Source organism: Haloferax profundi (assembly GCF_001469865.1).
Lineage (GTDB): Archaea > Halobacteriota > Halobacteria > Halobacteriales > Haloferacaceae > Haloferax > Haloferax profundi.
The window spans coordinates 1-25,461 of sequence record NZ_LOPV01000042.1 but is presented as its reverse complement, the minus strand read 5'-3'; the positions used below and the strand labels follow the sequence as shown (position 1 = coordinate 25,461).

General features: G+C 64.2%; 31 protein-coding genes. 25 read left to right on the top strand and 6 right to left on the bottom strand.

The genetic code is table 11. From position 1 onward, the window contains the following. Window positions 1–1,371 (top strand): aldehyde ferredoxin oxidoreductase C-terminal domain-containing protein (locus tag AUR66_RS02515; protein WP_058570946.1); only part of this gene is annotated, 1,371 nt, incomplete at its 5' end. A gap of 212 nt (window positions 1,372–1,583) precedes the next feature. Here the strand turns inward: AUR66_RS02515 and AUR66_RS02510 are convergent. Continuing rightward, window positions 1,584–2,717, bottom strand: coding sequence for a thiolase family protein (locus AUR66_RS02510; protein WP_058570945.1), 1,134 nt, complete (start codon window positions 2,715–2,717; stop codon window positions 1,584–1,586). An 84-nt stretch (window positions 2,718–2,801) separates the two neighbouring features. Then, entirely contained in the window at window positions 2,802–4,970 is a 2,169-nt protein-coding gene (gene nasA, locus AUR66_RS02505; RefSeq protein ID WP_082682100.1) for an assimilatory nitrate reductase NasA, read from the bottom strand. A gap of 147 nt (window positions 4,971–5,117) precedes the next feature. Between nasA and AUR66_RS02500 the strand changes: the two genes are divergently transcribed. The 5 genes from AUR66_RS02500 to AUR66_RS02480 all read left to right on the top strand — a co-directional run bounded on the left by AUR66_RS02500 (window position 5,118) and on the right by AUR66_RS02480 (window position 8,141). Further along, window positions 5,118–6,530: an ATP-binding protein gene (locus AUR66_RS02500; RefSeq protein WP_058570944.1), complete on the top strand. Its 1,413-nt coding sequence runs from the start codon at window positions 5,118–5,120 to the stop codon at window positions 6,528–6,530. A gap of 48 nt (window positions 6,531–6,578) precedes the next feature. Continuing rightward, entirely contained in the window at window positions 6,579–7,403 is an 825-nt protein-coding gene (locus AUR66_RS02495; protein ID WP_058570943.1) for an MBL fold metallo-hydrolase, read from the top strand. Between the two features lie 119 nt (window positions 7,404–7,522). Then, window positions 7,523–7,717, top strand: a complete 195-nt coding sequence (locus tag AUR66_RS02490) for a hypothetical protein (protein ID WP_058570942.1) — start codon at window positions 7,523–7,525, stop codon at window positions 7,715–7,717. Then, on the top strand, window positions 7,714–7,926 hold the full coding sequence (locus tag AUR66_RS02485) for a hypothetical protein (protein ID WP_058570941.1): 213 nt from the start codon (window positions 7,714–7,716) through the stop codon (window positions 7,924–7,926). Before AUR66_RS02490 ends, AUR66_RS02485 begins: the two co-directional genes overlap by 4 nt. Before the next feature lie 29 nt (window positions 7,927–7,955). Further along, window positions 7,956–8,141 carry a hypothetical protein gene (locus tag AUR66_RS02480; RefSeq protein WP_058570940.1) on the top strand — a complete coding sequence of 62 codons (186 nt, stop codon included), beginning with the start codon at window positions 7,956–7,958 and terminating at the stop codon, window positions 8,139–8,141. A 12-nt stretch (window positions 8,142–8,153) separates the two neighbouring features. Here AUR66_RS02480 and AUR66_RS02475 read toward each other — a convergent pair whose 3' ends face one another. Then, a complete protein-coding gene (locus AUR66_RS02475) occupies window positions 8,154–9,137 on the bottom strand; it encodes a DUF5787 family protein (protein ID WP_058570939.1) in 984 nt (327 codons plus the stop codon). A gap of 113 nt (window positions 9,138–9,250) precedes the next feature. Between AUR66_RS02475 and AUR66_RS02470 the strand changes: the two genes are divergently transcribed. From AUR66_RS02470 to AUR66_RS21655, 13 genes are all read left to right on the top strand, one after another. After that, window positions 9,251–9,955, top strand: a complete 705-nt coding sequence (locus AUR66_RS02470) for a hypothetical protein (protein ID WP_157532969.1) — start codon at window positions 9,251–9,253, stop codon at window positions 9,953–9,955. Between the two features lie 103 nt (window positions 9,956–10,058). Further along, entirely contained in the window at window positions 10,059–10,868 is an 810-nt protein-coding gene (locus AUR66_RS02465) for a DUF6517 family protein (RefSeq protein ID WP_058570937.1), read from the top strand. Between the two features lie 191 nt (window positions 10,869–11,059). Next, window positions 11,060–12,292: a translation initiation factor IF-2 subunit gamma gene (locus AUR66_RS02460; RefSeq protein ID WP_058570936.1), complete on the top strand. Its 1,233-nt coding sequence runs from the start codon at window positions 11,060–11,062 to the stop codon at window positions 12,290–12,292. Window positions 12,293–12,314: 22 nt separating this feature from the next. Further along, the gene (locus tag AUR66_RS02455; RefSeq protein WP_058570935.1) at window positions 12,315–12,683 is read left to right on the top strand and encodes a DUF188 domain-containing protein; all 369 of its coding nucleotides are present in this window, start codon (window positions 12,315–12,317) and stop codon (window positions 12,681–12,683) included. Window positions 12,684–12,690: 7 nt separating this feature from the next. Beyond that, on the top strand, window positions 12,691–13,263 hold the full coding sequence (locus tag AUR66_RS02450; protein WP_058570934.1) for a DNA-directed RNA polymerase: 573 nt from the start codon (window positions 12,691–12,693) through the stop codon (window positions 13,261–13,263). Further along, entirely contained in the window at window positions 13,263–13,460 is a 198-nt protein-coding gene (gene spt4, locus AUR66_RS02445) for a transcription elongation factor subunit Spt4 (protein WP_058570933.1), read from the top strand. Before AUR66_RS02450 ends, spt4 begins: the two co-directional genes overlap by 1 nt. Window position 13,461: 1 nt before the next feature. After that, window positions 13,462–14,001, top strand: coding sequence for a GTP-dependent dephospho-CoA kinase family protein (locus AUR66_RS02440; RefSeq protein WP_058570932.1), 540 nt, complete (start codon window positions 13,462–13,464; stop codon window positions 13,999–14,001). A gap of 90 nt (window positions 14,002–14,091) precedes the next feature. After that, window positions 14,092–14,397, top strand: a complete 306-nt coding sequence (locus AUR66_RS02435; RefSeq protein WP_058570931.1) for a 30S ribosomal protein S24e — start codon at window positions 14,092–14,094, stop codon at window positions 14,395–14,397. A gap of 36 nt (window positions 14,398–14,433) precedes the next feature. After that, on the top strand, window positions 14,434–16,092 hold the full coding sequence (locus AUR66_RS02430; protein WP_058570930.1) for a bifunctional N(6)-L-threonylcarbamoyladenine synthase/serine/threonine protein kinase: 1,659 nt from the start codon (window positions 14,434–14,436) through the stop codon (window positions 16,090–16,092). 96 nt (window positions 16,093–16,188) lie between these two features. Then, on the top strand, window positions 16,189–16,467 hold the full coding sequence (locus tag AUR66_RS02425; RefSeq protein ID WP_058570929.1) for a DUF5808 domain-containing protein: 279 nt from the start codon (window positions 16,189–16,191) through the stop codon (window positions 16,465–16,467). Between the two features lie 51 nt (window positions 16,468–16,518). Beyond that, on the top strand, window positions 16,519–17,151 hold the full coding sequence (locus AUR66_RS02420) for a non-canonical purine NTP pyrophosphatase (protein WP_058570928.1): 633 nt from the start codon (window positions 16,519–16,521) through the stop codon (window positions 17,149–17,151). A 173-nt stretch (window positions 17,152–17,324) separates the two neighbouring features. Continuing rightward, window positions 17,325–17,705, top strand: a complete 381-nt coding sequence (locus AUR66_RS02415; RefSeq protein WP_058570927.1) for an ACT domain-containing protein — start codon at window positions 17,325–17,327, stop codon at window positions 17,703–17,705. 60 nt (window positions 17,706–17,765) lie between these two features. Beyond that, window positions 17,766–17,939: a hypothetical protein gene (locus AUR66_RS21655; protein WP_197409655.1), complete on the top strand. Its 174-nt coding sequence runs from the start codon at window positions 17,766–17,768 to the stop codon at window positions 17,937–17,939. A 32-nt stretch (window positions 17,940–17,971) separates the two neighbouring features. Here the strand turns inward: AUR66_RS21655 and AUR66_RS02410 are convergent, their stop codons facing one another. After that, window positions 17,972–18,448 (bottom strand): PIN domain-containing protein, encoded by a 477-nt coding sequence (locus tag AUR66_RS02410; protein ID WP_058570926.1) that lies wholly within the window; start codon window positions 18,446–18,448, stop codon window positions 17,972–17,974. A gap of 259 nt (window positions 18,449–18,707) precedes the next feature. Here AUR66_RS02410 and AUR66_RS02400 point away from each other — a divergent pair, with 259 nt between their 5' ends. From AUR66_RS02400 to AUR66_RS02390, 3 genes are read left to right on the top strand one after another with little or no spacing between them, the layout of a single operon-like run. Next, entirely contained in the window at window positions 18,708–19,736 is a 1,029-nt protein-coding gene (locus AUR66_RS02400; protein ID WP_058570924.1) for a substrate-binding domain-containing protein, read from the top strand. A gap of 24 nt (window positions 19,737–19,760) precedes the next feature. Beyond that, window positions 19,761–20,453, top strand: coding sequence for an ABC transporter permease (locus AUR66_RS02395; protein WP_058570923.1), 693 nt, complete (start codon window positions 19,761–19,763; stop codon window positions 20,451–20,453). Continuing rightward, a complete protein-coding gene (locus AUR66_RS02390; RefSeq protein WP_058570922.1) occupies window positions 20,450–21,277 on the top strand; it encodes an ABC transporter ATP-binding protein in 828 nt (275 codons plus the stop codon). The genes AUR66_RS02395 and AUR66_RS02390 overlap by 4 nt, the downstream gene beginning before the upstream one ends. Window positions 21,278–21,573: 296 nt before the next feature. Here AUR66_RS02390 and AUR66_RS02385 read toward each other — a convergent pair whose 3' ends face one another. Together AUR66_RS02385 and AUR66_RS02380 are read right to left on the bottom strand one after the other, a co-directional pair. Continuing rightward, window positions 21,574–22,227, bottom strand: a complete 654-nt coding sequence (locus tag AUR66_RS02385) for a potassium channel family protein (RefSeq protein WP_058570921.1) — start codon at window positions 22,225–22,227, stop codon at window positions 21,574–21,576. Between the two features lie 41 nt (window positions 22,228–22,268). Next, window positions 22,269–22,886, bottom strand: a complete 618-nt coding sequence (locus AUR66_RS02380) for a hypothetical protein (RefSeq protein ID WP_058570920.1) — start codon at window positions 22,884–22,886, stop codon at window positions 22,269–22,271. A gap of 99 nt (window positions 22,887–22,985) precedes the next feature. Between AUR66_RS02380 and AUR66_RS02375 the strand changes: the two genes are divergently transcribed. The 3 genes from AUR66_RS02375 to AUR66_RS02365 form a co-directional block, all read left to right on the top strand. Next, window positions 22,986–23,597, top strand: coding sequence for a metal-dependent hydrolase (locus AUR66_RS02375; RefSeq protein ID WP_197409654.1), 612 nt, complete (start codon window positions 22,986–22,988; stop codon window positions 23,595–23,597). Window positions 23,598–23,706: 109 nt separating this feature from the next. Next, window positions 23,707–24,321 carry a class I SAM-dependent methyltransferase gene (locus tag AUR66_RS02370; protein WP_058570918.1) on the top strand — a complete coding sequence of 205 codons (615 nt, stop codon included), beginning with the start codon at window positions 23,707–23,709 and terminating at the stop codon, window positions 24,319–24,321. Between the two features lie 184 nt (window positions 24,322–24,505). Beyond that, window positions 24,506–25,461, top strand: a 956-nt coding sequence (locus AUR66_RS02365) for an N-6 DNA methylase (RefSeq protein ID WP_058570917.1), incomplete at its 3' end; no start/stop codon positions are given.

Sequence of the window (25,461 nt, the reverse complement as noted above, 5' to 3'; positions counted from 1 at the left end):
GTCGAGTTCACCGGCGAGGCGGACGAACTGCTCGCGGTTCACGTCCGCCCCGACGGCGTCGAGTTCGAACCGGTCCCCGACCTCGAACAGGCGGAAGTCCCCGAGGTCACCGAGTACGCGGAATCTGAGTGGGGACTAGAACCTGAGAACCTCGTCTGTATCGGGCCGGCCGGCGAGAACCTCGTGCGGTTCGCGTCGGTGATGACGACCGAATCACGAGCGTTCGGTCGCGGCGGACTGGGCGCGGTCATGGGCGCGAAGAACCTCAAAGTCGTCACGTTCGCGGGCGACGCGGCACCCGACGTGGAAATCGAGTTTCCGAGTGAGGCGATGGACGTCCACCGCGAGGCGGCCACCTCGGACCACACGATGAAGCGACAGGGTACCAACGCCGGTGCCGACTACGCCAACTCCGTCGAGGCACTCCCGACGCGGTACTTCAGCGAGCGACAGTTCGACGGCATCGAAGGTATCAACGGCGACGCCGTGGAGTCGAAGAAGTACAAGAAAGGCACCTGCTCGCAGTGTGCCTTCGCGTGCAAACTCCCGACGCGAGACGAAGAGTCTGGCATCGAGACGGAGGGGCCCGAGTACGAAACCTCGATGGCGTTCGGGTCGAACTGCGACGTGGACGACGTGGTGGCCGTGATGAAGTCCAACGAGTTGTGTGACCGCCTCGGCCTCGACACTATCTCCGCTGGCGACACCATCGCGGCCTACCTGATGGCCGAAGACGAGTTCGGCAACGTGGACCTCATCCACGAACTCGTCGAACAAATCGGCTACCGCGAGGGTATCGGAGACTTACTCGCCGAAGGAACCCACCGCGTCCACGACCAACTCGGCGTCCACGACTGGACGGTCAAGGGGATGGAGTTCCCGGCCCACGACGGCCGTCACCTGCACGGACAGGGCCTCTCGTTCGCCACTTCGAACCGCGGCGCTGACCACATGTACGCCTCGTTCTACGCCATCGAGTACCCCTACGTCCACAAGTCGAAAGCGATGCCACCCCACGGGTTCGACGACAAACCACAGCGTCTCGTGGAGAAAGAGAACCACAACGCCGTCCTCGATAGTGGCGTCGTCTGCAAGTTCTCCCGCGACTTCATCGACGAGGAGACACTCGGCGTCCTGTTCGACACCGACTACGACCACCTCCAAGAGATTGGGAGCAATATCGTCACCCTCGAACGCCACTTCAACAACCAGCGTGGGTTCGACCGGAGCGACGACGAACTTCCGTTCGACATCCCCGGCTTCCCACACGCGCTCTCAGATTACTACGAGATTCGCGGGTGGAGCGAGGAGGGTGTCGTGCCGGAGTCGGCAGTCGATGGCGTGAGCGGTGCGGCACCGGCCGACGACTGAGGACGATTCGATTTTTCGACTGTTGTCGCGAGAAGAGATATTGGCACAAGTTTTGACGAAACGCAGTCACTCGTCTTTCGCTCCGGTTTGACACTCGAAAACCGAAACGGCCCCTACCGGCTGAACTCTATCGCTGCCCCACTGCCACCTTTTTCCGGGGCTCGCTCACGCTTACCCCGCAAAAATCTGGACCAAAAAATACCGCCGATGCCTTACCGACTGAACTCGATTGCCGCCCCCTGTCCAAATCCGACACAGAGCGCTGCGAGTCCGCGGTCCACGTCGCGCTTTTGCATCTCGTGGATGAGCGTCACGGGCAGGCGCGCACCCGACGCACCGAGCGGGTGGCCGAGGGCGATTGCGCCGCCGTTGACGTTGAGTTTGTCTTCGTCGATGCCGAGTTCGCGGCGGGAGTACTCGCACTGACTCGCGAACGCCTCGTTGATTTCCACGAGGTCGTAGTCCTCGATGTCGCTACCGGCGCGTTCGAGGAGACCACGGGTGGCCGGGACCGGACCGATACCCATGACCGTCGGGTCGACGCCGGCGACGTTGTTCGTGCCGACGGAAGCGAGGACGTCGAGGCCGTGTTCGTCGGCGAACTCACGCGAGGTCACGAGGACCGCGGCGGCACCGTCGGTAATCTGCGAGGAGTTGCCGGCGGTGACAGACCCAGTGCCGGAGAACGCCGGCGGGAGGCCACCGAGGACTTCCATCGAGGTGTCGGGGCGAATCCCCTCGTCTTCGGTGACGACGCCGTCGTCTGTCTCGATGGGGACGATTTCGTCGTCGAAACGGCCGGTTTCGGTCGCTTCGGCGGCGCGTTGGTGACTGCGGAGGGCGAACTCGTCTTGGGCCTCACGAGAGACGTCGTACTCTTCGGCGACTTTCTCGGCGGTCATCCCCATCTGGAGTTGGAAGATGTTGTACTGCTCTCCGAGTTCGGGGTGGAGATGCTCGTAGGAGTCGCCGTCCATCGGGATGCGCGACATGCTCTCGACACCGCCGGCGATGATGCACTCGCGGTTGCCGGCGGCGATGGCGTCCGACGCGGAGATGATAGACTGCATCGACGAGGCACACCAGCGATTGATGCTCGTCGCGGGCGTCCCCTCGCCGAGGTCCGAGAGGAGGGCGATGACGCGAGCGACGTTGTTGTCCTGTTCGGTGCGTTGCTGGGCGACGCCCCACATCAGGTCTTCCACGTCGTCGGCGTCGACGTCGTGTTCGTCGAGGATGTGGTCGATGAGCGGAATCGAGAGGTCCTCACTTCGGACGTCTTCGAAGACGCCGCCGGCCTTCCCGAACGGAGTGCGATACGCGGCAGCAATGACTGGTTCTGGCATGCCACATCATCAGAGTTCGAACACCATAAATAGTTTAGAACCAACAACTCGTCGTCAAGAGTTTTTTCGGGCGACCGTGAGAGGTCACCGCCGCTCAGGACGGTGGAATCGGACCGCACACTGCTTGAAGTTTGGTTCGTTCGATACCGGGTCGACAGCGGGCGTCGTCAGGGTGTTGGACAGCGGATGGTGGATGGGAAGCCACACGAGTCCCTTCGGGACTGCATCGTCGGGGGCGAGCGTCACGCGGACGGACGCGCGGCGCGACTCGATGGCCGTACACCGGTCGCCGTCCGCCTCGACGACGGCACCACGGTACGCCTCGATGGTCTCGGGATTCACGCGAGCAACTGGCCTCGCAGACGCGTCATCACTCACAGCAACATCGTCACTCACAGCAGTGTTTCCCCCGCGTGAGCGAACGCCGGTGTTGTAGGCGTCTGCCTCACGGCCCGTGGTGAGTGTCAGTGGAAATTCCTCGTCAGTTGGTTCGGGGAGTGGAAGGCCATCGAGGGTGCTGAAGCGGGCCTTGCCTGACGGTGTGGGGAACGACCACGACGCTGGGTCCGAACCGTCGTCGTATCGGTAGTCTGCACTGGTTTCCAGGTCGGGCGCGGGCCACCGGACTGCCTGCTCACGGTCGAGTCGAGCGTACGAGAGACCGCTGCAATCGGCGTTCGTGCCCGCCGTGAGCGCGACGAATTCGTCGAACACCGCGGCCGGGTCCGCGGGAGAGTCGGGAAGGAGGCCCGGTGCGACCTGCGAGGCCACGCCGGCGACGATATCGAGGTCGGGGCGAGCGTCCGCGGGCGGGGCGATTGCCGCGCGAACCCGTGAGACTCGTCGTTCCATGTTCATCGTCGTTCCCTCCGTCTCGCCCCACGTCGCCGCGGGGAAGACCACGTCTGCGAGTTCGACAGTCTCGGTGCGGAATGCGTCCTGCACGACGAGGAACGCGTCTTCGAGGTGTTCGATGGCCGTCGTCGCATCGGGGAATCCAGCGACTGGGTTCGTCGCGACGGTCCAGACGACCGAGGGCGACGAGTCGAGGACGCCGACGGGGCCAGGGCCGGCGTCGTCGGGGAGGCGAGAGACGGGAACGCCCCACGCGTCTGCAATCGCCTGTCGGTGGTCGGGATGGTCGAACGGTCGGTGGCCGGGCCACGTGCCTTTCGAAGAACAGACGCGCGTCCCCATCGAGTTCGCCTGTCCGGTGAGTGAGAACGGACCCGACCCAGAGCCGAGGTTGCCAGACGCGAGACAGAGGTCCACGAGTGCGCCCGCCGTCGCAGTGCCGCGGACGCTCTGGTTGACGCCCATCCCCCAGTAGACGAGTGTCGAGTCGTCGAGTGCGTCGGCGAGCATCTCGACTGTTTCGAGCGAGACACCCGCGTCGGCCGCGACGTCGGCGGCACTCGGAAGGTCGGCGACAACCTCGTCGAACCCGGTGGTGGAGGCGTCGACGAACGACTCGTCGATGCGGTCGGTGTCGACGAGGTGCGCGAGGACGGCGCGGGCGAGTTCGAGGTCACCACCCGGTTCGACGGCGACGTGTTCGTCCGCCGCGGTTGCCGTCTTCGTCTCGACAGGGTCCACGACGATGAGTCGGCCATCGGCGGCAGATTGCCGAATCCACTGGAACAAGACGGGGTGTGCGACTGCCGGATTCGCCCCCCAGACGAGGTGCGTTTCGGCCTCGGGAACGTCGTCGTAGGTCGGCGGCGGCGCGTCGCTTCCGAACGCCCGATAGTAGGCCGCGACGGCACTCGCCATGCAGAGTGTCGTATTCGCGTCGTAGTTTCGTGTCCCGATGCCGGCACGGGCGAGTTTCCCGAGTGCGTAGGCCGCTTCGTTCGTCTGTTGGCCACTCCCCAGTATCGCCACGTCGTCGGGGTCGGCCTCCATCGCGCTTCGGATAGCCTCGCTCGCCTTCGACACCGCCTCGGACCACGATACTGGGACGAGTTCGCCGTCTTCTCTGACGAGAGGTCGTGTGAGGCGGTCACCGCGTGGGTTCGCCGTCTCGTGGATGCCACGGCGACACGCCGCACCTCGTGAGACCGGATTCGACGGGTCGCCACGGACCGTCTTGGCTCCGCCCGCACCGTCGCTGACGACGTGAACGAGTCCACACCCGACGGCACACCGCATGCACGTCGTCGGAACCTCGACGGGCGAAATTTCGGGTGTCGAGTCTCCAGCCTCTTCGGAACTGCTGTCTCTCCGACGTGAGTGCCCGGATTCGTCAGTCATCGTGTGGTCGTCCGTTCCGCTTCTTGGGAATCAGTGGGGTCAGCAGTCCTAAAAGGACTAGTCATCCGAATCCTGTACAACTGGTCTCGTCACGTCGTGAGCGTCACTCCGACGCTCTTATGCGTCTTGGCCGGCAATTCTCCGCGGATGAGTGAACGGGCGCTCGAGGTTGTCGAATTTCTGCTGACGGCCCACCTTTACACCGACGACCGAACGCTTGACGAGAACGACCTTCCCCCGCGATATCGACGCGTCTTCTGGGCGGACGCTGACGACGAGGACGACTCGTCGACGGGCGGCATCGAGCGACCGCTCGTGGTGACCGACACCATCGCGCGGAAGGCGACAGGAGTCGAACACCCATGGGACGCGATTTCGGACCTCATGTTCACCCAGCGTGAGGACTTCTCCGGCCGACTCTCACTGACGCAACCCGAGATGGCGCTGGAGTGGTTCGTCAAACGCGCCGACTACGACCGGTTGGTGACGAACCCGACTATCGCGAAGGCAGTCGAAGACCGTGACGACGTGGACGTGACGCACGCCGAGGCACGCGACCAGACGCGTCCCATCCACGCCGACCGCGTCTGGATAGACAGCCTCCTCGACGAGTACTTCGACGACGAAGAAGACGCCGAGATGCTCGACCTCGTGCAGGTCCGCGCGCCCGAGGAAATCGAGATGACGCTCGACGACCTCGTGCTCACGACGGACCAAGAGGGCGAGATTCACAAACTCATGAAGGCCATCGAACACCGCGAGTACCTCGCGCAGATTGGCCTCCGTGAGATTGGGAAGATTCTCTTCGTCGGCCCGCCGGGAACCGGGAAGACGACTGTCTCGCGGGCGCTCGCACACGAACTCGGCCTGCCGTTCGTCGAGGTGAAGCTCTCGATGATTACGAGTCAGTACCTCGGTGAGACGGCCAAGAACGTCGAGAAGACCTTCGAAGTCGCCAAGCGACTCTCGCCGTGTATCCTCTTTATCGACGAGTTCGACTCCGTCGCCAAGACGCGCCGGTCGGACGAACACGCCGCGCTCAAGCGCGCCGTCAACACGCTCTTGAAGAGCATCGACGACATCTCGCTGATTCGCGACGAGGTCATCCTCATCGGTGCGACGAACCACCCCGACCAACTCGACTCCGCCGCGTGGCGACGCTTCGACGAAATCGTCAACTTCCCCAAACCGGACCGTGGGATGCGCGCGGACATCCTCCGTGTCATCACGAACCGGATGCGCATCGACGAGTTCGACCCCGAAGGAATCGCAGACGTGACGGAGGGCCTCACCGGGTCCGACCTCCGTCTCGTGCTTCGTGAGGCCGTCCTCGAAGCCCTCACCGAAGAGCGGATGGAACTCACGCAAGACGACCTCTTAGAGGCCGTCGCCGACTTCGAAGAGCGTGACAACCTGAAGAACCTCGACATGATGTCGGACTCGTCGGAACTCGTCGCCGGGTCGGGCGATGGACACGACCACAGTCACGACGACCACGACCACGACCACGCCGACGAACACGAAGGCGAGACGCAGAAGGACGCCGGCGCAGCGCAGTAGTCTCGTCCACCGCACTCTTAAGCCCACCCACACCTCACACCCTACTCGATGCGCGTAACCCTCCTCGGGACCGGCGACACGACGGGAACGCCCACCGTCGGGTGCGACTGTGACACCTGCCGGGAGGCCCGCGAACGCGGCATCGAGCGGACGCGTTTTTCGGTCCACGTCGAGAACGAGCGAACTGACGAATCGCTCCTCGTGGACTTCAGCCCCGACTTCCGTCACCAGTTTCTCACACAGGAGACGCCGCTTCCCGACGCGGCCCTCGTTACCCACATACATTTCGACCACCTCGACGGACTGGGCAACGTCTATCGCCTGCTCGACCACCTCGACGTGCACGCGACAGACGAAGTCGACCCGCTGACCGACGAGAGCGTCGCGGACACGATTCGGTCGAAATTCGACTACTTAGACCGCATCGAGGTTCACGACCAGGCGCCCCTCGAATCGTTCCGAGCCTGCGGATTCGACGTGACCTTCGTCCCCGTCGTCCACCCGCCGCTTCTGTGCTACGGCGTCGCCATCGAAGACCCCGAGACGGGCGCGAAACTGTCTATCTCTGGTGACTCCACGTACGCGATTCCCGAGGAGTCACGAGACGTGCTCGCCGACCCCGACCTCCTCCTCGCAGAGGCTATCGTCCCCGCCTCCCTCTGTGAGTACCACCCTGCCGGTGGCAACGACCACGACGAGAACGGCGTTCCGCGAACGTTCGGCACGAAGCACATGACGCGTGAGGGGGCTATCGCTCTCGGCGAAGACTTGAACGCCGACGTGACGCGACTGGTCCACGTCGCACACTACTACCCGCCCGACGAGGCGTTCGAAGAACCCCTTGCGACCGACGGCGAAGTGTACGAGTTGTGAGTCTGGGGCCTGACTCGGACGGACACCTGATGGACTGGTCAGATTCGGATACGGTGACCACCTCGTGAGTGTCAGTAAATCGTGAGTAAGTTTTTGCGCTCAGCGTGCCGAAAGAGCGTATGGTCCCCTCCACTCGACACCTCCGAGGGATTACGCTCGTCCTGTCCCTCAGCGTCGCCCTCGCGGCAGGGTTCGCGCTCTTTTCTCCGCGGCCACTCGAGGGAACACACCTGACTGCTGTCTTCGTCCTCTCGGTCTGTCTGGGTGTGGCGAGTCTCTGGATGCTCGCCGCCGAGACAGGAGGGACCGCGTGACCCTCCGGACCATCGCCGAGGACAGGGCATTCAGGTATCTCGTCGTTGCCGGTGCCGGTATCGCGGCGACGACCCTCGTCGCAACCTACGTAGACACGGGAGAGGTGGAACTCTTCAGTGCCGTCGTGCAGGTCGTCTTCGTCGCCGTCGTCGGGGCACTGCTCGTCACCTACTGGAACTACATGGAGCGACGCGCCGAGACAGAGTGATTTTCCGGGTGGCCTTCCTCGGGTGACGTGTGTCCGAAATCGCCGACGCACTCCGATACGCGACGCCGATGGCCCTCACTGCCGGCGTCGTCTGGTACCTGGTCGCCTCGCTGTCCGGTGAACCCAACTGGGTCGACGGCGCGGTGTTCATGTTCGTCTTCGGACTCGTCGTCACGCTCGGGTGGTACTACTCCGGCGAGCGAACGAAGTCGTAGAGACACGGTGCGTCACCGGAAACGGTCCAGTCCCGACTGCCTCCGAGCGACGCCGCGTGGGTCTGCGACCCACCCAGTACGTGCTTCGCGGAGTGCCTCTCGGTCGAGTTCCGGCGGGTCGGCAGGGTCGAACGCCGGGCAGTCGGCCCCGCATTCGGTTCCCGGGTCGACCACGCGCCCGAAGTGCGAACACACGGGTCGGCCGTCGGCGTCGACGCCGGCGGAGGCACACCCCGGCACGTCGTATCCCCGCCAGCCTTTGCCGTAAGCGCGTTCTGCGAGTCGGAGGCGCGCGGTGTGTTTGTCCGCGGGTGAGACGAGTGCCACGTCGGTGTGGAGCGACTCGTACACGACAGGTTCGACGCCGATGGCGTCGGTGGCGAGTGGTTCGGCATCACGGACGATTTCTCGCTCGCCAGTCTCGGGGTCGAATCGCCAGACACCGACTTCCTCGGGGATGCGGTTGAGGTGCGCGCCAGTGACGTAACTCTCGGTGGCGAGGACGACTTCGTCGAAGAGGGCGAGACTCACGTCGAGGCGGAGTTGTCGCAACAGGTCACCGGGTTCGCCGAGGTCAGGTTTGTTCTCGATGCCGACGAGACGGGAGAACCAGTCGTCTGGATAGCGAGTCGCACGGCGGACGTACTCCCGGCCACGGCGGTGTTCGGACTCGAAGAACCCGGCCTCGACAGCGCCGTCCGTCGCGCGGCGGGCGCGGGCGGGATGACAGTCGAACGCGTCGCGCCAGAAGACGGCAGTGCCGACGCCGACGTCGCTCTCGATAGCAGTCGCCGGGATGTCTCGGCTGGTGATGCGCGTCCGGTCGTCGAATCTGGGGCCGGGAACGACGGCACACACGTCGATTATTCGACTCCCCGGTGACGCGACGGACGCGCCGAGTTGTCGGGCGGGAAGCCAGTCTGTCACCGCTTCGAGGTGGGCACACAGTGCCAGTTCGAAGGCGAACTCCGACGGTGACGAGACGGGTGTGGGCACACCTGTGACTGGGAAAGCGAAGGTGAAAAGCCTCGCTCTCACCTGACGGTCCAGCTACTCGCAAACGTGTCGTCGAACAGACTTTATGCCAGGACTGGTCGTACCGACTGACGATGCGATTCCCCGTTTCGCTCTCCCCTCACCGCCGCGGCCTGCTGGCCATCGTGCTGGGGGTGGTGCTGGTGTTCACCGCCGTCTTCGCACCGATGGGTGCCATCGTCCCGACGTATCGATACGAGGTGGTCGAGGTTTCCCCCGACTCGAAGTGGGCCGAGCACATCACGCACTCCGACGACGTGTTGACCTGTACCGACGACGAACCCGACTGTCAGACTGTCTCGCAGGTCCGTGCGAACGGGCCGAGAGTCGTCGACCGGGACCGGGTCGACTGCGCCGAGATGCCCGCTTTCTGCGGTCGATATCAGGTCGCGTACTACCCGGTGGACGACGCGCAGTACAGAATTCACCACGAACCACTCGGTAACGACTCCGTGGAGTTACGACTCGAACCCATCTCGGACCGGACCGCGATGCGCATCGCTGCACTGAACGCCGAGACGTTCCCGCCCGAGTTCCAGCGACTGTTCGAGTCTGGCACCGTCAGAACGAGCGACCCCATCGCTGGCTGGCAGTACTGGCAGGAGACCGACGAACTCGTCGAGTACCGGGGACAGTTCTACACGCCCGGCGGGTGGGCGTACAACGGACCGAACAGGCACTGGGACGAATACCTGCGTGGGGTGACTGCGCTCGCCGGCATCGGAGTGCTTCTCTACGGGCGAACGCTGCAGATTCGAGCAGAGGCACGCGACACGTAGGTCGACGGAGTCGAACCACGCTTCGTCGATGGCGAGACGACCGGGAAAGACAGACTGTCACCTTCCCGTACCTATTTGAACGAAGACGAAGCAACTCCGTGCAATGCCCGGGCAGGACGACACGAACCACCAGATTGGGCGACGGACGTACCTCGGCGTGGCCGCGAGTGCCGGACTCGCTGGTCTCGCGGGATGCAGTTCAGGGAGTACCGCCAGTGCCGCGCGCGGACCGCCGAAGGTGCCGGAGTCGAAACTCGAAGACGGAGGCTGGGAGCAGGTCGACGAACAGACCCGCGACCCAGCGTTCGAAGAGTCGTTCGGCCCGGTGAGTGTCTCGGCGGCCTTCCGGACACTCGTCTTCGAAGACGTCGAGTTGGCGACCGAGTTGAAAGAGAAGACGCTCGGCCAGGCCGAAGGGCAGTTCTCGATGTTCTTCGCCACGCGTGTGACGCTCGACCCGAGTCTCTCGACTATCCCCGACGCCGCACGGGGGCCAGTCGTCGAACAGGTGGAGACGCAAGCACGCGCCCAGTTCGAGTCCCAGTTGGAATCCGCCGGTCTCTCCGACATCGACCAGGCGTCGACCGGGTCGATGACGGTCGAGACGGGCGAATCCGCCCGAGTGACGAACTACACTGCGACGTTCCCGTTCGAGGGAATCACGTTCCCGCTGACCGACGAGAAGCAGATAGCAATCGAGGGGAAGAAACTCGGCGTGAGCGGGTTCCTCGCGGTGTGGGAACACGATGGGTCGATTCTCGTCGCCGGTGGCGCACACCCCGGTGAGAACCTCGACCTCGGTGTGACTAAAGAGCCGACCTCGGCCATCGAGGTGTCGGTCGATATCGACCTCGGGTTGACCCCGGACGCGTACCGGGAGGAACTTCGCTCACTCGTCACGGCAGTCGAGTGAGGTGCCGTCGACGTCCGACGAGAAGCGACAGACGACGTGGACAATCCGCGTCACGCTGGACTGGGGCGGCCCCTGGATCGGGGCGCGTTGTGTGTGACCGCCCGACGTAGCCACAGCGTCGCCGCTCCGAGAACAGCACCTTTATCAGTCGTTCGCGGCCAAGTTCACGCAAGATTACTCTCAGGAGGTCAATGGTGACGAAAAATCCACAACAACCGGAGGTGAACATCGGACTCGTCGGTCACGTCGACCACGGAAAGACGACGCTCGTCCAAGCGTTGTCTGGGTCGTGGACGGACCAGCACTCCGAGGAGATGAAGCGCGGTATCTCCATCCGCCTCGGGTACGCCGACGCGACGTTCCGACAGATTCCCGGCGTCGATGCGCCGGAGTGTTACACAGTCGAAGAAGAGACCGAAGACGGGACCGAGACCGACGTCCTGCGCACCGTCTCGTTCGTCGACGCGCCCGGCCACGAGACGCTCATGGCGACGATGCTCTCAGGGGCCGCCATCATGGACGGCGCCGTTCTTCTCGTCAGCGCCACCGAAGAGGTCCCGCAGGCGCAGACGGCAGAACACCTGATGGCGCTCGATATCATCGGTATCGAGAACATCGTCATCGCCCAGAACAAGGTCGACCTCGTCGACCGCGAACGGGCGATAGAGAACTACGAACAGATTCAGGAGTTCGTGAAGGGAACGGTCGCCGAGGACGCGCCAATCGTCCCCATCAGCGCCCAGCAGGAGGTCAACCTCGACGTCCTCATCGAGGCCATCGAGAACGAGATTCCGACGCCAGAGCGCGACGAGAGCGAAGACAGTCGCATGTTCGTCGCACGCAGTTTCGACATCAACCGCCCGGGGACGACCTGGGACGGTCTCATGGGCGGCGTCATCGGCGGCAGCGTCGTCGCCGGCAAACTCGAAGACGGCGAGGAACTCGAACTTCGCCCCGGCCGCGAAGTCGAGGAAGAAGGCCAGACCGAGTGGCGCTCTATCACGACCGAGATTCGCTCGCTGCAAGCGGGCGGGAACATGGTCGACGAGGTCCGCCCCGGCGGTCTCTGTGGTGTCGGCACCGGTCTCGACCCGAGCGTCACGAAAGGTGACGCCCTCGCGGGACAGGTCGCCGGTAAGCCCGGCACGCTCCCCCCGACGCGCGAGCAGTTCACGATGGACGTGGAACTCCTCGACCGCGTCGTCGGCAGCGAAGACGACAGCGTCGACGAGATTTCCACGGGCGAACCGCTGATGCTCACCGTCGGCACCGCGACTACCGTCGGTGCGGTGACGAGTGCGCGCAGCGGCGAGGCCGAAGTAAAACTCAAGCGCCCAGTCTGTGCAGCGGAAGGTGCGAAGATAGCCATCAACCGCCGTGTCGGTGCGCGCTGGCGCCTCATCGGTATCGGGACGCTCAAGTGACGTGACCGCCACCGTAGTCGTTATGGACACGAACGCACTCATGATGCCGGTCGAACTCGACGTTCGCGTGTTCGACGAACTCGACCGGTTACTCGCGGCCGACGTGGACCTCGTCGTCCCCACGGCCGTCCTCGACGAGCTGGAGAAGCTCTCGACGGGCGGCGGGACGGAGGCCGTCGCCGCGAGCGTGGGTGCGGACCTAGCGACCCGGTGCCGTGCGGTCGAAACCGAGGAATCGTACGCCGACGACGCTGTCGTCGAACTCGCCGACTCCGGCGACGTCGACTACGTCGTCACGAACGACAAGCCCCTCCGTGACAGGGTGCTCGAATGCGGGATTCCCGTCATCGGCATCCGGGGGCACGCCACACTGGCGGTCACGGAACCTTAACGAAACTATGTACAAACGGGTACGACTCAAAGACACAGTCGAAGTCCCGCCACGCCACTTGGGCGATGTGACGCCCGAGCGGGTCAAGCGACTGTTGCAGGACAAACTGGAAGGACGGATGGACGAAGACGTGGGGAGCGTCGTGAGCGTCGTGAACGTCCACGACGTCGGCGAGGGCACCGTGTTGCCCAACCGCCCCGGCGTCTACTACGAAGCCGAGTTCGACGCGATTACCTACGACCCAGACATGCAGGAAGTCGTCGACGGCATCGTCGTCGAAGTCGTCGAGTTCGGTGCCTTCGTCGGCATCGGACCGGTCGACGGACTGCTCCACGTCTCGCAGATTTCCGACGAATACCTCGCCTACGACGGCGAGAACCAGCAACTCGCGTCGACCGAGTCCAACCAGACGCTCGCCGTGGACGACGAGGTGCGCGCCCGCATCGTCACGAAGAGTATCGACGAGCGCAACCCGCGCGACTCGAAGATTGGCCTGACCGCGAAACAGCCGGGGCTCGGCAAGCACGGCTGGCTCGAAAAGAAGCGCCAGCAGAGCGAGGCCTCGGCGGAGGGTAACTGATGGCGAAGAAACGCCTCGCCTGCCGCGAGTGCCACTTCGTCAACGAGCCCGACAAACAGACCTGTGAGAACTGCGGGTCGAGCAGCCTCACCGAAGACTGGGCAGGCTACGTCGTCATCACCCACCCCGAAGAGAGCGAAATCGCCACCGAGATGAACGTCACCGAACCCGGTGGCTACGCGCTCAAGGTCCGCTGAGATGCTCACCCTGCCGACGGCGCTTCGCGCGGCGTTCAAAGAGCCGTTCGGCCCCATCTACACAGAGGCCGAAGCCCTCCTCGCAGATGCATCGAGCGAGGAGACGAACGCACCACTCGTCGCCGTCGGCGACGTCGTCACCTTCTACCTCCGCCGTGCCGGCAGAGCACCAGACGTGGCTGTCGTCGACGGAAAGACCAAACGAGAGGCCGTCGGCGACGAGATTCGTCGAGCGGTCGAGACGGGGCGTCTCGTCGAAGTCACGAACGAACCGGGTACCATCTCGCGTGACCTCGTCGCAGCGCTCGTCGACGCACTCGCCGCCGACGAACCGACGACCCTCCTCGTCGAGGGCGAAGAGGACCTCGCGACCCTCCCTGCGGTCCTCGCTGCGCCCCTCGGGTCGACCATCGTCTACGGCCAACCGAACGAGGGGATGGTCCGCGTCACCGTCGACGAGGCGGCCAAGACAGAGATGCGTGACCTGTTGTCGCAGTTCGACGGCGATGTCGACGCCGTTCTCGCCCCTATCGAGGCCTGACTGATAGTCTCTCTTCCTTCGATTCGCCGCCGCTCTTCCTCCCTTCGAAATCCTTTTACTTGCTTCGCGGGCAATTACGGGTAACTAACCATGGAAATCGAAATCATCTCCGAGGAGGAGAACCCCATGTTGCACCGCTCGGACGTCCGATTCGAGATCGTCCACGAGGAAGCGACGCCCTCCCGTCTGTCGGTTCGCGACTCGCTCGCGGCCAAGCTGAACAAGGACTCTGACGAAGTCGTCGTCCACGAACTCGACACGAAGTTCGGTATGCGCAAGACCGCTGGCTACGCGAAGGTCTACGAGAGCCCCGAGTTCGCCCGCGACGTCGAACAGGAACACATGCTCGAACGCAACAAGATTACCGACGCCGAAGCCGAGGCCGAAGAGGCCTAATCTCGGTTTCGAATCGCCGTTTTCGACCAACTCTCGATGCGCATTCTCGGAATCGAAGGTACTGCGTGGGCCGCGAGCGCCGCGGTTTTCGAGACGGACGACCCCGACGCCCTCCGCGCCGGAACCGACCGAACTCCAGAGCCGTCTGCAGACCACATCTTCATCGAATCGAACCCCTACCAACCCGATAGCGGCGGCATCCACCCACGCGAGGCGGCCGAACACATGGGCACCGCCATCCCCGAAGTGGTCGAAACCGCCCTCGACCACGCCGCCGACAGACACGACGGAGACGGCCCTGTCGTCGACGCAGTCGCGTTCTCTCGTGGGCCGGGGCTCGGTCCGTGTCTCCGTATCGTCGGTACTGCGGCCCGCTCCGTCGCCCAGACGCTGGACGTACCGCTCGTCGGCGTCAACCACATGGTCGCCCACCTCGAAATCGGTCGCTACCAGTCCGGGTTCGAGTCACCCGTCTGTCTGAACGCCTCGGGCGCGAACGCTCACCTGCTCGGCTACCACAACGGCCGCTACCGCGTCCTCGGCGAGACGATGGACACCGGCGTCGGCAACGCCATCGACAAGTTCACCCGCCACGTCGGGTGGACCCACCCCGGCGGCCCGAAAGTCGAAGCGGCCGCCACAGACGGCGACTACGTCGAGTTACCGTACGTCGTCAAAGGGATGGATTTCTCCTTCTCGGGTATCATGAGCGCCGCGAAGGACGAGGCGGACGCTGGCACGCCCGTCGAAGACATCTCCGCTGGGTTGCAAGAGACCATCTTCGGCATGCTCACCGAAGTCGCCGAGCGCGCCCTCTCGCTCACGGGAACGGACGAACTCGTCCTCGGTGGGGGCGTCGGGAACAACGCCCGCCTCCGCGAGATGCTCGCCGAGATGTGCGAGCAACGCGGCGCGAAGTTCCACGCGCCCGAACCGCGCTTCCTCGGCGACAACGCGGGGATGATTGCCCTCCTCGGCGCGCGGATGTTCGCCGCGGGCGACACCCTCGCCGTCGAAGACTCCGCCGTGGACCCGAACTTCCGCCCGGACCAGGTCGAAGTGACGTGGCGTGGCACCGACGAATCCGTCGCTCGCGCCTACACCGACGACGGTGCCATCCGCGGGGCCGAAGCCACAGTCGATATCGGCGCAGACGACGTGGTGAAGCGCCGCGTCCCCAAGACGTACCGACACCCGGAACTCGACGACAGACTCCGCAGAGAGCGGACGAAGGCCGAAGCACGCCTGACGAGCGACGCTCGTCGTGTCGGTGTTCGGACGCCAATCGTCCGCGACGTGGATCCCGTCGATGGCGTCATCACCTTCCAGAGAGTCGGCGACGCTGACCTCGCAGAACGACTCGACCCGGCCGCCGTCCGCGTCGTCGGCGAATATCTCGCGCGCCTCCACGAGGCGGGTATCGTCCACGGCGACCCGACGACGCGGAACATCCGCGTCGGAACTGGACCGGACGGTGAGACGCGGGTCCACCTCATCGACTTCGGGCTCGGGTTCCACACCGGCCACGTCGAAGACCACGCGATGGACCTCCACGTGTTCGCCCAGAGTGTCGAAGGGACCGCAGACGACGCCGAACCGCTGGTCGACGCCCTCGAAGCAGGCTACGAATCCGTCGGGTCGGAGGAAGTCATCGCCCGCCTCCGGGACGTCGAATCCCGCGGCCGGTATCGGTAGGCTGTCGGAAATCGGTCCCGCTGTGGGCATCCGGACCCGGGCGGAACTGGTCGGAAGGCCAAAATGATTTATCGTCAGCGGGCGTACCTGTCTCGTATGGTAGACAAACCGCAAAGTGGAACGCTCTTCGGCATCCCCTACAACTTCGAGCGCCCGAGCGCAGGGCGTCTCCTGTCGTCGTACTGGCAACCTGGCAAGGGCATGCTCGTCGAGAAGCCCTTTGGCATCGGCTACACGCTGAACCTCGCGAATTGGCGCTCGTGGGTCGCTCTCCTCGTCGTCGGTGGCCTCCTCTGGAACGAGCGTCAGAGTCGCGAGAAGAAAGAGGAAGCAGCAGAAGCCGACGACGGTCCGGTCGAAGTCATCGTCGACTAACTCCGGCGACACACCGACGACTTTTCGACGCCCGCCTGCAGATGGGCGGGTATGCTCCGGTACGTCACTACGAACGAGGGCAAGGTCCGCGAGGCCCTCGACTATCTCGACGACGACGTCACGCAACTCGACTTCGACTACACCGAGGTTCAGGCGTCCGAACTCGGTCCCATCGCCGCACACGGTGCCCGCGAGGCCTACCGCTACGCCGGCGAACCAGTGCTGGTCGACGACGCCGGCCTCTTCATCGACGGGTTCGAGGGATTCCCCGGCCCGTACTCCGCCTACGTCGAAGACACCCTCGGCGTCGAGACGGTCTATCGACTCGCTGCCGCCGAACTCGACGAACCCCGTCGCGCCTCTTTCCGCTGCATCCTCGCGTACTGCGACGGCGACCCGTTCGAGGCGAGTCCCGACCCCATCGACCGTGACGACCGAACCGTCGCCGCCGCCCACGGTGCCGAACAGGACGCAGAGGAGACCGAAGCCCTCCCCGTGAAACTGTTCGAGGGTGTCGTCAACGGCCGCATCATCCCGCCGCGCGGTGATGGCGGATTCGGCTACGACCCCATCTTCGAACACGACGGCAAGACGTTCGCCGAGATGACGGCATCGGAGAAGAACGGTATCTCACACCGTGGGCGGGCGTTGGCGAAGTTTGCGACGTGGTACGCCGAACGCTAGTGAGGCGTACCCCATCGGGCGCGAAGCGTCCGACGGTGGTTTGTCGAGCGTGAGCGAGACAAAGAACGTGAATCTCTGATTCTCGGGAGTTCACCGAGCGTGAGCGAGACGAGAAACGCGGACGAACCCGTCTGAACACCACGTTTACCCTCCTCCCCCGCGGGGACTCCGACATGGACCCCACAGACTTCTTCGAAGATGGCACGGTCACCGTCTCCGAGGAGACGTACACCGTCGTCAAAGCGAAGCAAGCAGACCCAGACGCGTTCGCGACGATTCAGGACGGAGCCGAGACGACAGTCGTCGCCGAGGAAGGAACCGTGGACGAGGCGAACGTCGTCGAATCCGAGGGCGGGTGGAAACGCCTCACGTTCGAGATGGTCCTCCCGTTCGAACTCGTCGGGTTCTTGGCCGCCGTCGCCGGCGCGTTGGCAGACGAAGACATCTCGATATTCGCCCTCTCTGCGTACTCGACAGACCACGTTCTCGTGAAGGAAGACGACGTCCCGGCGGCGACGGCGAAACTCGAGGAACTCGGGTGCGTCGTCGCGTAGCATCAACGACCACCATGCAGAGGGGGAGCGCCCACGCTCGCGGGCCACGTGACTGAGAGCATGAACCGAGCGACGGCCCTCGCGACGGGCGTGGCAGGAGGGTACGGGATTTCGATGGCCGTGGCGATGGCGGTGTTCTTCGGCGAACCGTCGGCGAGTGTCGGCGTTGCGGCCGGGTTTACACTCGCGACGGTGGTGGCGACGTTCGTCGTGACGCGACTCGTCGTCTCCTGAACGACGGGGTACGACGAGTCGGTTCGGCGCGATTACGCTCTCGGGTCGCGGTCCGGACCGGGGTACTCGTCGTCGGCGACTTCTGCGTAGAGACTTTCGGCAGAGAACAACGTCGCGAACGCCTGCGGGTGGCGGATGCTGACCGGGAAGCGCCCGCCGAGGGCGGCACCGGCCTTCGCGGACGTGAGTCGTTCGTCGAACGTGAGGAGGTGCATGGCACCACCCCGATAGGCGGACGCGAGCGCCGGTTGGTCGCCTTCGGGATGTTCGACGAGTTCGACCCACGTCTCGACTTTTGCCCGCCAGTCAGCCGCCAGCGTCTCGTTTGCGAGGTCTGCGATGATAGCCTCCGCATCGTCGAGAAGAGGGTTGCTGGCGACGAGCGTCGTCCACGAGTGACGGCGGAGGTGGTCCAGTGCCTCACGGGACGCACCGCCGACGAGGAGGTCGGACGCGAGAACGTCGGCGTCGGCGACGACCCGTGTCGGCGCGGGGTCTGTGTCAGTCATCGTCGCCTCGGCGAGCGCGAAGCGCCGCTGAGATGTCGTCGTCGGTCGTCTCGTACTCGGCAGCGCGTTCGAACAGCGACTCCCATGTCATACGCACAACGACGCACCCACTCGAAAAGAATCCGACGTACTCGCCTGCACGACAGACGGTGGCGAAACCAATTCCAAACGCAATTCGGTGCATTTCCGACATATAGTAACTATCTCCAATTACATCAAGTGGGAAACAGTTAATTTCCCTTCCGCACAGCACAGTACCATGGCGATACAGCGACGACGTTTCTTGCACGCAGCAGGTGTCGGTGCTATCCTCGGACTGAGCGGGTGTACGGGCGAGTCGAACGAACCGCAAGCAGACGGCGAGACGACCGCTTCCGGCGGAAGTCAAGAAGAGAGTTCGGGTGGCGCGACGCAGGAGTTGACGCTCGCCACGACGACGAGTACCTACGACACGGGCCTCCTCGACGCCCTCAACCCGGTGTTCGAAGAGAAGTTCGACGCCCGTATCAAGACCATCCCGCAGGGGACGGGTGCGGCAATCGAGACGGCCAGAAATGGCGACGCCGACGTCATCCTCGTCCACGCTCGCGGCGCGGAAGACGAGTTCCTCGAAGAGGGCTACGGCGTCAACCGCCGCGACGTGATGTTCAACGACTTCGTCATCGTCGGGCCCGCCGACGACCCGGCAGGTATTCAGGGGATGTCCAGCGCCGCCGACGCCTTCGCGACGATTGCGGACACGCAGTCCACGTTCGTCTCACGCGGTGACGACTCCGGGACGAACAAGAAGGAACTGCTCGTCTGGGAGGCCGCGGGTGTCGAACCGTCCGGCCAGTGGTACCGCGCAATCGGCAAAGGGATGGGTGACACCCTCGTGCAGGCCGACCAGTCGGGTGCGTACACGCTCTCGGACCGCGGGACGTACCTCGCCACGCAGGACAACGTCGACCTCGAAATCCTCGTCCAGGGGCCCCTCCAAGGCGGGCCGACCATCCTGAAGAACCCCTACGGCGTCATCCCGGTCAACCCGGCGAAGTACCCCGACGTGAACTATCCCCTCGCCATGGCCTACGCCGGATTCCTGACCAGTCCCGAGGGCCAAGAGATTATCAGCAACTACACTGCCAACGGGTCGCAGTTGTTCTTCCCGAACGCGCTGTCCGAAGACCCCCAGTTCGGCCAGTACGTGCCCGAGGGCTACTCAGATGGGAGTGGAAACGGGTCGGCGTCGGTCTCGGACGCGCAGTTCGAGCAGTGGGTCGCCGAGAACGTCCCCGAGGACTTTTAGTCCGGTCCGACCCCACCTCCGCCCGTGTTCGGCCTCGGCGACCTGAACCTGACCTACCTCGTCAGCATCACCGTCGTCTCACTGTACGTGAGCACGGTGGCAGTCCTCCTCAGCGCCGCGATTGGCTTACCAGTCGCGCTCACAGTCGGATTCCGCGACTTCCGCGGGAAGTCCATCGTCACCTCCATCATCTCGACGGGGATGGGCTTTCCCAGCGTCGTCGTCGGCCTCGTGGTCCTCTTGATGCTCTCTCGGTCCGGCCCACTCGGGGAACTCGAACTCCTGTTTACGCCCGAAGCGATGATTATCTCGCAGACGATTCTCGCACTCCCCGTCCTCGTGAGTGTCTCGCTCTCCGCAGTCCAATCGGTGCCACAGGACCTCAGAGACGCCGCGTTCGCGACTGGCGGCACCTCGGTGGACGTTGCACTCCTCGTCGTCCGAGAGGCCCGCTACGGAATCGTGACCGCCCTCTTGGCCGCCTACGGCCGCGCCATCAGTGAAGTCGGGTCCGTCCTCATCGTCGGTGGCAACATCGTCTTCTCGGACAGTACCTCGTTCACGCGGACGCTCACGACGGCGATTACCGTCGAAGCGCGGAAGGGAAACATCGAGACAGGTATCGCACTCGGTGCCATCCTCCTCGCACTCGTCCTCACGGTGAACGCCCTCGGGGCACGCTTCCGCGACCGGAACTCGGCAGGTGGGAACCGATGAGTGAGACACACCACACCGCAGACACACAATCACCGAGCGGGGAATCGCGGCAGTTGACACGTCTCGCCGCGTGCAACCTGAGTCACGGATTCGGCGATGGCGTGGTTCTCGAAGACATCTCGCTCGCCGTCGAACCCGGCGAGATACTGGCTATCGTCGGTCCATCGGGGACGGGGAAGACGACGCTCTTACGACTGCTCGCGATGTTCGAACCGCCGGACAGGGGCACCGTCGAAGTCGACGGTGAAGACGTGTGGGCGCTGTCCGACGACCAGCGACTCGCCCTCAGGCGGCGCATCGGGATGGGATTCCAGACGCGGAGTCTGTTCTCTGCGTCGGTGTCCGACAACGTCGCGTACGGACTTCGCGTCCGGCAGTCGTGGGGGGAGCGACTTCGAAGCGCCATCGAGAACGTCGTCGGCAGACGCGACCCCGCACCGTCGGTCGAACGCGCCCTCGAAACGGTCGGCATGGCCGACAAGATGCACCGTGATGCGCGGTCGTTGTCCGCCGGCGAGGCCCAGCGAGTCGCCATCGCGCGGGCACTCGCTCCGGACCCAGACGTGTTGCTGTTGGACGAACCGACGTCGAACCTCGACCCACGAAATACCGCCGCAATTGAGTCGGCGATGCGAGAGGCGCGAAGTCACGGCATCGCCGTCGCGTTGGCTACCCACGACATGCAGCAAGCGCAACGCGTCTCAGACCGGACAGCGGTCCTCCTCGACGGGACGTGTATCGAGTCGGGACCGACCGACCGGATATTCGAGAATCCGGCCGACGACAGAGTCCGCCGATTCATCGAGGGGAAACTCGTCTACTGAGTCCGACGGTTGGCGGGGCCCCTTCGAGAGACTGTGGAGAAGTGGTCTAGAACCCGTGTGTGACTGCCGTCTGACGCAGGTTTATGGTCCGTGATACATATCCACCGTCTGGGCGCGCACTCTCGGCCTCAGTTCCCATCCTCCCACCCGCGCGCCCGGCACACCACCATAGCCGTTCTGGCCTCCCCCGGCACGGCGTGTGGCGTCACCACCAGGGCGCCATCCTTTACTTTCGACCACTAGTGAGACGTCTCACGTCGCGGAGAGACGACACAGAACTGGAGTCGTGAGACACCCTAGCCAAGCAGTTGCGTGCGAACACGCTCGAGTGCGTCGCGTTCGGTGAGGAGCGCGAGTTGGTCACCTGCTTCGACGACCGTTCCGGGGAGCGGAATCGTCATCGGTTCGCGTGCTCGGCCGTGGGCGTAGACACGGCCATCGGCACCCAGGTCGATACTGGCGACGTGTTCGCCGATGACTGGTGCCCCCTCGGGGACGGACACTGTCGTGAGGCGGAGTTGGTCGGTCAGGTCACCGATTGCGTTGAAGTCCCCGCCGAGAAGTGCCGTCTTCGCGCCCGCTGCACCGAGACGTTCTGGATAGACGATTTCGTCCACGTCGTCGGCGTAGCGCTCGTATATCTCCTGTCGGTAGTCCTCGCTGATTCGCATGACGGAACGACAGCCGAACTCCTTTCCGAGCATACACGCCGCGAAGTTGATGTTCGGGTCGCCAGTCAGTCCGCCGACGGCGTTTGCAGACTCGATGCCTGCCGACTTCAGGACGCTCTCGGTCCCGCCGTCACCGAATATCGCCTGAAACCCCTCGTCGAGGGCGCGGTCGACTTTCTGCTCGTCGTTGTCGACGACAGTCACGTTGTGGCCCTCTTCTCGAAGCACACGCGCAGTTCGAGAACCTACGCGACCATATCCCACGATAACGACCTTCATGGTACTACCATACACACCAGTCGGCTAAAAGATAGCCCCCGTCAGGGTCGGGTCTGTTCGAGTCGCTCCGTGAGCGAATCGATAGTGTCGGAGAGCGTGGCCGTCCCGAAGAGTGCCACGAGCACGGCACCGACCGAATCGAAGATGAGGTCGACGAGCGTGTCGTCGAGGCCGTACTGGACGAGAACAGCCTCGGTACCGGCTGCTTCGGCCGCGAGACGGGCACCGAACTCGAGGACTTCCCAGAAGACGCCGACAGCGAGCGTGAACAGCAGGATGTAGACGAACATGAACTGTCGGGGGAAGTGAACGGCGTCGGTGTGCGCTTCGATGGCTCGTGCTGCGGTGTACCCGACGGCGGCGACGACGCTCGCCGAGAGCGTGTGGGTGACGTGGTCCCACCAGTGGATGTAGTGGTACGGTCCGAGCATCCCGATTGCGTGTAACAAGACGGCCGTCGTCAGCCACATCCCCAAGAACGGATGGAGCCGAATCTGCCAGTCGCGTCGGAGTATCGCCGGCAGAAACGTGGCAGCGAGGGCGAGGAGGGCGTTGACGACGACACTCAGGTTCCGCGTGTACACGCCGGCGACGAAGATGAGACCGATGACGAGTTGGATGAATCGGCTGGCGATTCGTTCGACGTGCCACGAGCGCATGTACCAGTAGAGAGGGCGTCCGCCCGGTAAATTCCACTGTGCTACTAGCTAGCACGACTACCGACACCGTTTTTCCTTCAGATTACATACGACACTTCGATGATGGCCACCACTCACGCCCTCGCGGGTGTCGTTCTCGGCACCGCCGTGTGGGCGTTGGTCCCCGAGGCCGGGATGCTCCCCGTCCTTGCGGCCGCACTCGGCGGCCTGTTCCCCGACTTCGACCTGTACGCCGGCCACCGCAAGACGCTCCACTTCCCAGTGTACTTCAGCGCACTCGCGGTGCCAGCGCTCGCAATCGCCGCATTGAACCCGACGACGGCGACGCTCGCCGTCGCGCTGTTCCTCGCAGCGGCCGCACTGCACTCTGCGTCCGACGTTCTCGGCGGCGGCCTCGAACTCAAGCCGTGGCTCGGAACGTCTGAGCGCGCCGTCTACGACCACTGGAACGGCCGATGGCTCGCTCCGAAACGCTACGTCCGGTACGACGGGTCCCCCGAGGACCTCGCGCTGACACTCGCCTTCGCCGTCCCGCCAGTCGTCGTCTTCGACGGGATGGCCGAGACACTCGTCATCGGCGCAGTCGCCGTCTCGGGCGTCTACGTCCTCCTCCGGAAACCGATGGTCGCAATCGCAGAACGCGCCGTCGCAGCGATTCCCGACCACCTCGTCGACCACGTGCCCGAACGGTTCGTCCGGGACCTGCGGTAGACGGCCACCACTTTTGACACGATATCTCTCCGAGAGCGACGCGTCGACCGCTCAGCAGAAGACATTTATCGCCCGCTGTCGGGCGTGAACGTAACGGGATGGTTTCGCGGTGACAGACCAGCGACGCGCAGTCCGTGACGGGTACGACAACCTCGCCGACGTGTACCACGAAGAGCGAAACGAGCACGCGCCGTCGGTGCTCGGCGAACTCACAGCACGTCTCGAAGAAGGCGACAGCGTCCTCGACGTCGGGTGTGGACAAGGGACGCCAGTGACGAGTGCGCTCGCGGAAGACTTCTGCGTCGTCGGCGTCGACTTCTCACGTGCGCAGTTGGAACTCGCCAGAGCGAACGTCGCGAACGCGAGGTTCCTTCAGGGCGACATGACCGCCCTCCCCACCGAGTCGTCGTCGTTCGACGCGCTCTGTGCCTTCTATTCGCTCATCCACGTGCCGGTTGCCGAACACGAACAGGTGTTCGCGGAGTTCGCTCGCGTGCTTCGACCCGGTGGTCACCTCCTCTGTACCGTCGGCGGTGAGGCGTGGGAAGGGTCGAACCCCGATTGGCTGGACAGCGGCGTCGAGATGCGGTGGAGTTTCCCAGACATCGAACAGACGTACGAGATACTCGACCGGACCGGGTTCGACGTCCTCGACGAGTTCGTCGTCGACGACGAACTCGGGAGTCAGTACCCGTTCGTGCTGGCGCAGTTCGGGTCGAACTGAATCGGAGTCTCAGACCCGTCTGTGTGCTTCGTTCACTGACCGGGCGATTAATCACTCGGGCGACAGAGGTGTGTGTCATGTCCTCGTCCTTCGGCGTCGGCCATCCCCACAGAGGTGCATCGGGTCTCGATGAGAGACTGCGCGCCGAGGACGAACCACGTGGTCGCTGCGAGGTCGGCGTGCCGTGAGCGACACCTTCTTCCAGCGGTTCGACGAGTGGGTGGCGGCGTTCGACGACGTGGAGTTCGTCGAAGGCGAGAGCGACGAGCACCACACCGAGAGCGCAGTCACACTCCTCACCAAACTCGTCTTCGTCCAGACCCTCGCAGACTACGGCGTCGTCGACGCTGATTGGCTTCGGAAGACGTGGAACGGGCACGAACGAAGTCACGGTCACGACGGCAGACACGCGGTGCTGGATGCCTTCTTCACAGACGTGAGCGAGCAGGTCGAAGCGTACTGTGACGTCGGCCTGTTTACACGGGACGTCTACCCGACGGGCGAACAGTCGGCACCGGGCGCCGAGACGGTTGCGCAGAACGTCGCCGCAGTCGTGGGTGTCGCCACAGACGAGAGTCAGGGCGAGAAGACAGGGGTGGCCGACGTCGATTTCACGCAACTCGACGAGGACGTCTTCGGTCGAATCTACGAGACGTATCTCGCCGACGGCCGAACGGGCCACGGAATCTACTACACGCCGGGGTACGTCTCCCGGTCGCTCGTCGCAGACACCGTCGGCGCCGAGTTGGGAGCCATCGCGACCCGATTCGAGGACGCAGTCGAGACAGGGCGATGGGACGCTGCCGCCACCGCAGCGATGGAGTTCACCGAGTTCACCGTCCTCGACCCCGCCTGTGGGACAGGGTCGTTCCTCGTCGCGGCGTTCGACACCATCCGTGACGAGTACGACCGACTGTTCGAGTGCCTAGACGCCGCACGACCCCCACGTCGACAGTCCGAAGGGGCAGAGACGAGCGAAAATCCGTCAGAAGGTAAAACCGAGCGCATCGAAGCACTCCTGCGAACACTCGGGTACACAGAAGACGAACGAGGTGAACTCCGTCTTCGAGAACGGGAGTTCGCCGCCACACTCGTACTCCGGCACGTTCACGCGGTCGACCTCGATAGCCAGGCCCTCGA

Bases quoted from the DNA above. Each gene is read 5' to 3' on its own strand.
- AUR66_RS02510 (WP_058570945.1), bottom strand. From the start codon at position 2,717: ATGCCAGAACCAGTCATTGCTGCCGCGTATCGCACTCCGTTCGGGAAG.
- nasA (WP_082682100.1), bottom strand. From the start codon at position 4,970: ATGACTGACGAATCCGGGCACTCACGTCGGAGAGACAGCAGTTCCGAA.
- AUR66_RS02500 (WP_058570944.1), top strand. From the start codon at position 5,118: ATGAGTGAACGGGCGCTCGAGGTTGTCGAATTTCTGCTGACGGCCCAC.
- AUR66_RS02495 (WP_058570943.1), top strand. From the start codon at position 6,579: ATGCGCGTAACCCTCCTCGGGACCGGCGACACGACGGGAACGCCCACC.
- AUR66_RS02490 (WP_058570942.1), top strand. From the start codon at position 7,523: ATGGTCCCCTCCACTCGACACCTCCGAGGGATTACGCTCGTCCTGTCC.
- AUR66_RS02470 (WP_157532969.1), top strand. From the start codon at position 9,251: ATGCGATTCCCCGTTTCGCTCTCCCCTCACCGCCGCGGCCTGCTGGCC.
- AUR66_RS02465 (WP_058570937.1), top strand. From the start codon at position 10,059: ATGCCCGGGCAGGACGACACGAACCACCAGATTGGGCGACGGACGTAC.
- AUR66_RS02460 (WP_058570936.1), top strand. From the start codon at position 11,060: ATGGTGACGAAAAATCCACAACAACCGGAGGTGAACATCGGACTCGTC.
- AUR66_RS02455 (WP_058570935.1), top strand. From the start codon at position 12,315: ATGGACACGAACGCACTCATGATGCCGGTCGAACTCGACGTTCGCGTG.
- AUR66_RS02450 (WP_058570934.1), top strand. From the start codon at position 12,691: ATGTACAAACGGGTACGACTCAAAGACACAGTCGAAGTCCCGCCACGC.
- spt4 (WP_058570933.1), top strand. From the start codon at position 13,263: ATGGCGAAGAAACGCCTCGCCTGCCGCGAGTGCCACTTCGTCAACGAG.
- AUR66_RS02440 (WP_058570932.1), top strand. From the start codon at position 13,462: ATGCTCACCCTGCCGACGGCGCTTCGCGCGGCGTTCAAAGAGCCGTTC.
- AUR66_RS02435 (WP_058570931.1), top strand. From the start codon at position 14,092: ATGGAAATCGAAATCATCTCCGAGGAGGAGAACCCCATGTTGCACCGC.
- AUR66_RS02430 (WP_058570930.1), top strand. From the start codon at position 14,434: ATGCGCATTCTCGGAATCGAAGGTACTGCGTGGGCCGCGAGCGCCGCG.
- AUR66_RS02425 (WP_058570929.1), top strand. From the start codon at position 16,189: ATGGTAGACAAACCGCAAAGTGGAACGCTCTTCGGCATCCCCTACAAC.
- AUR66_RS02420 (WP_058570928.1), top strand. From the start codon at position 16,519: ATGCTCCGGTACGTCACTACGAACGAGGGCAAGGTCCGCGAGGCCCTC.
- AUR66_RS02415 (WP_058570927.1), top strand. From the start codon at position 17,325: ATGGACCCCACAGACTTCTTCGAAGATGGCACGGTCACCGTCTCCGAG.
- AUR66_RS21655 (WP_197409655.1), top strand. From the start codon at position 17,766: ATGAACCGAGCGACGGCCCTCGCGACGGGCGTGGCAGGAGGGTACGGG.
- AUR66_RS02410 (WP_058570926.1), bottom strand. From the start codon at position 18,448: ATGACTGACACAGACCCCGCGCCGACACGGGTCGTCGCCGACGCCGAC.
- AUR66_RS02400 (WP_058570924.1), top strand. From the start codon at position 18,708: ATGGCGATACAGCGACGACGTTTCTTGCACGCAGCAGGTGTCGGTGCT.
- AUR66_RS02390 (WP_058570922.1), top strand. From the start codon at position 20,450: ATGAGTGAGACACACCACACCGCAGACACACAATCACCGAGCGGGGAA.
- AUR66_RS02385 (WP_058570921.1), bottom strand. From the start codon at position 22,227: ATGAAGGTCGTTATCGTGGGATATGGTCGCGTAGGTTCTCGAACTGCG.
- AUR66_RS02380 (WP_058570920.1), bottom strand. From the start codon at position 22,886: ATGCGCTCGTGGCACGTCGAACGAATCGCCAGCCGATTCATCCAACTC.
- AUR66_RS02375 (WP_197409654.1), top strand. From the start codon at position 22,986: ATGATGGCCACCACTCACGCCCTCGCGGGTGTCGTTCTCGGCACCGCC.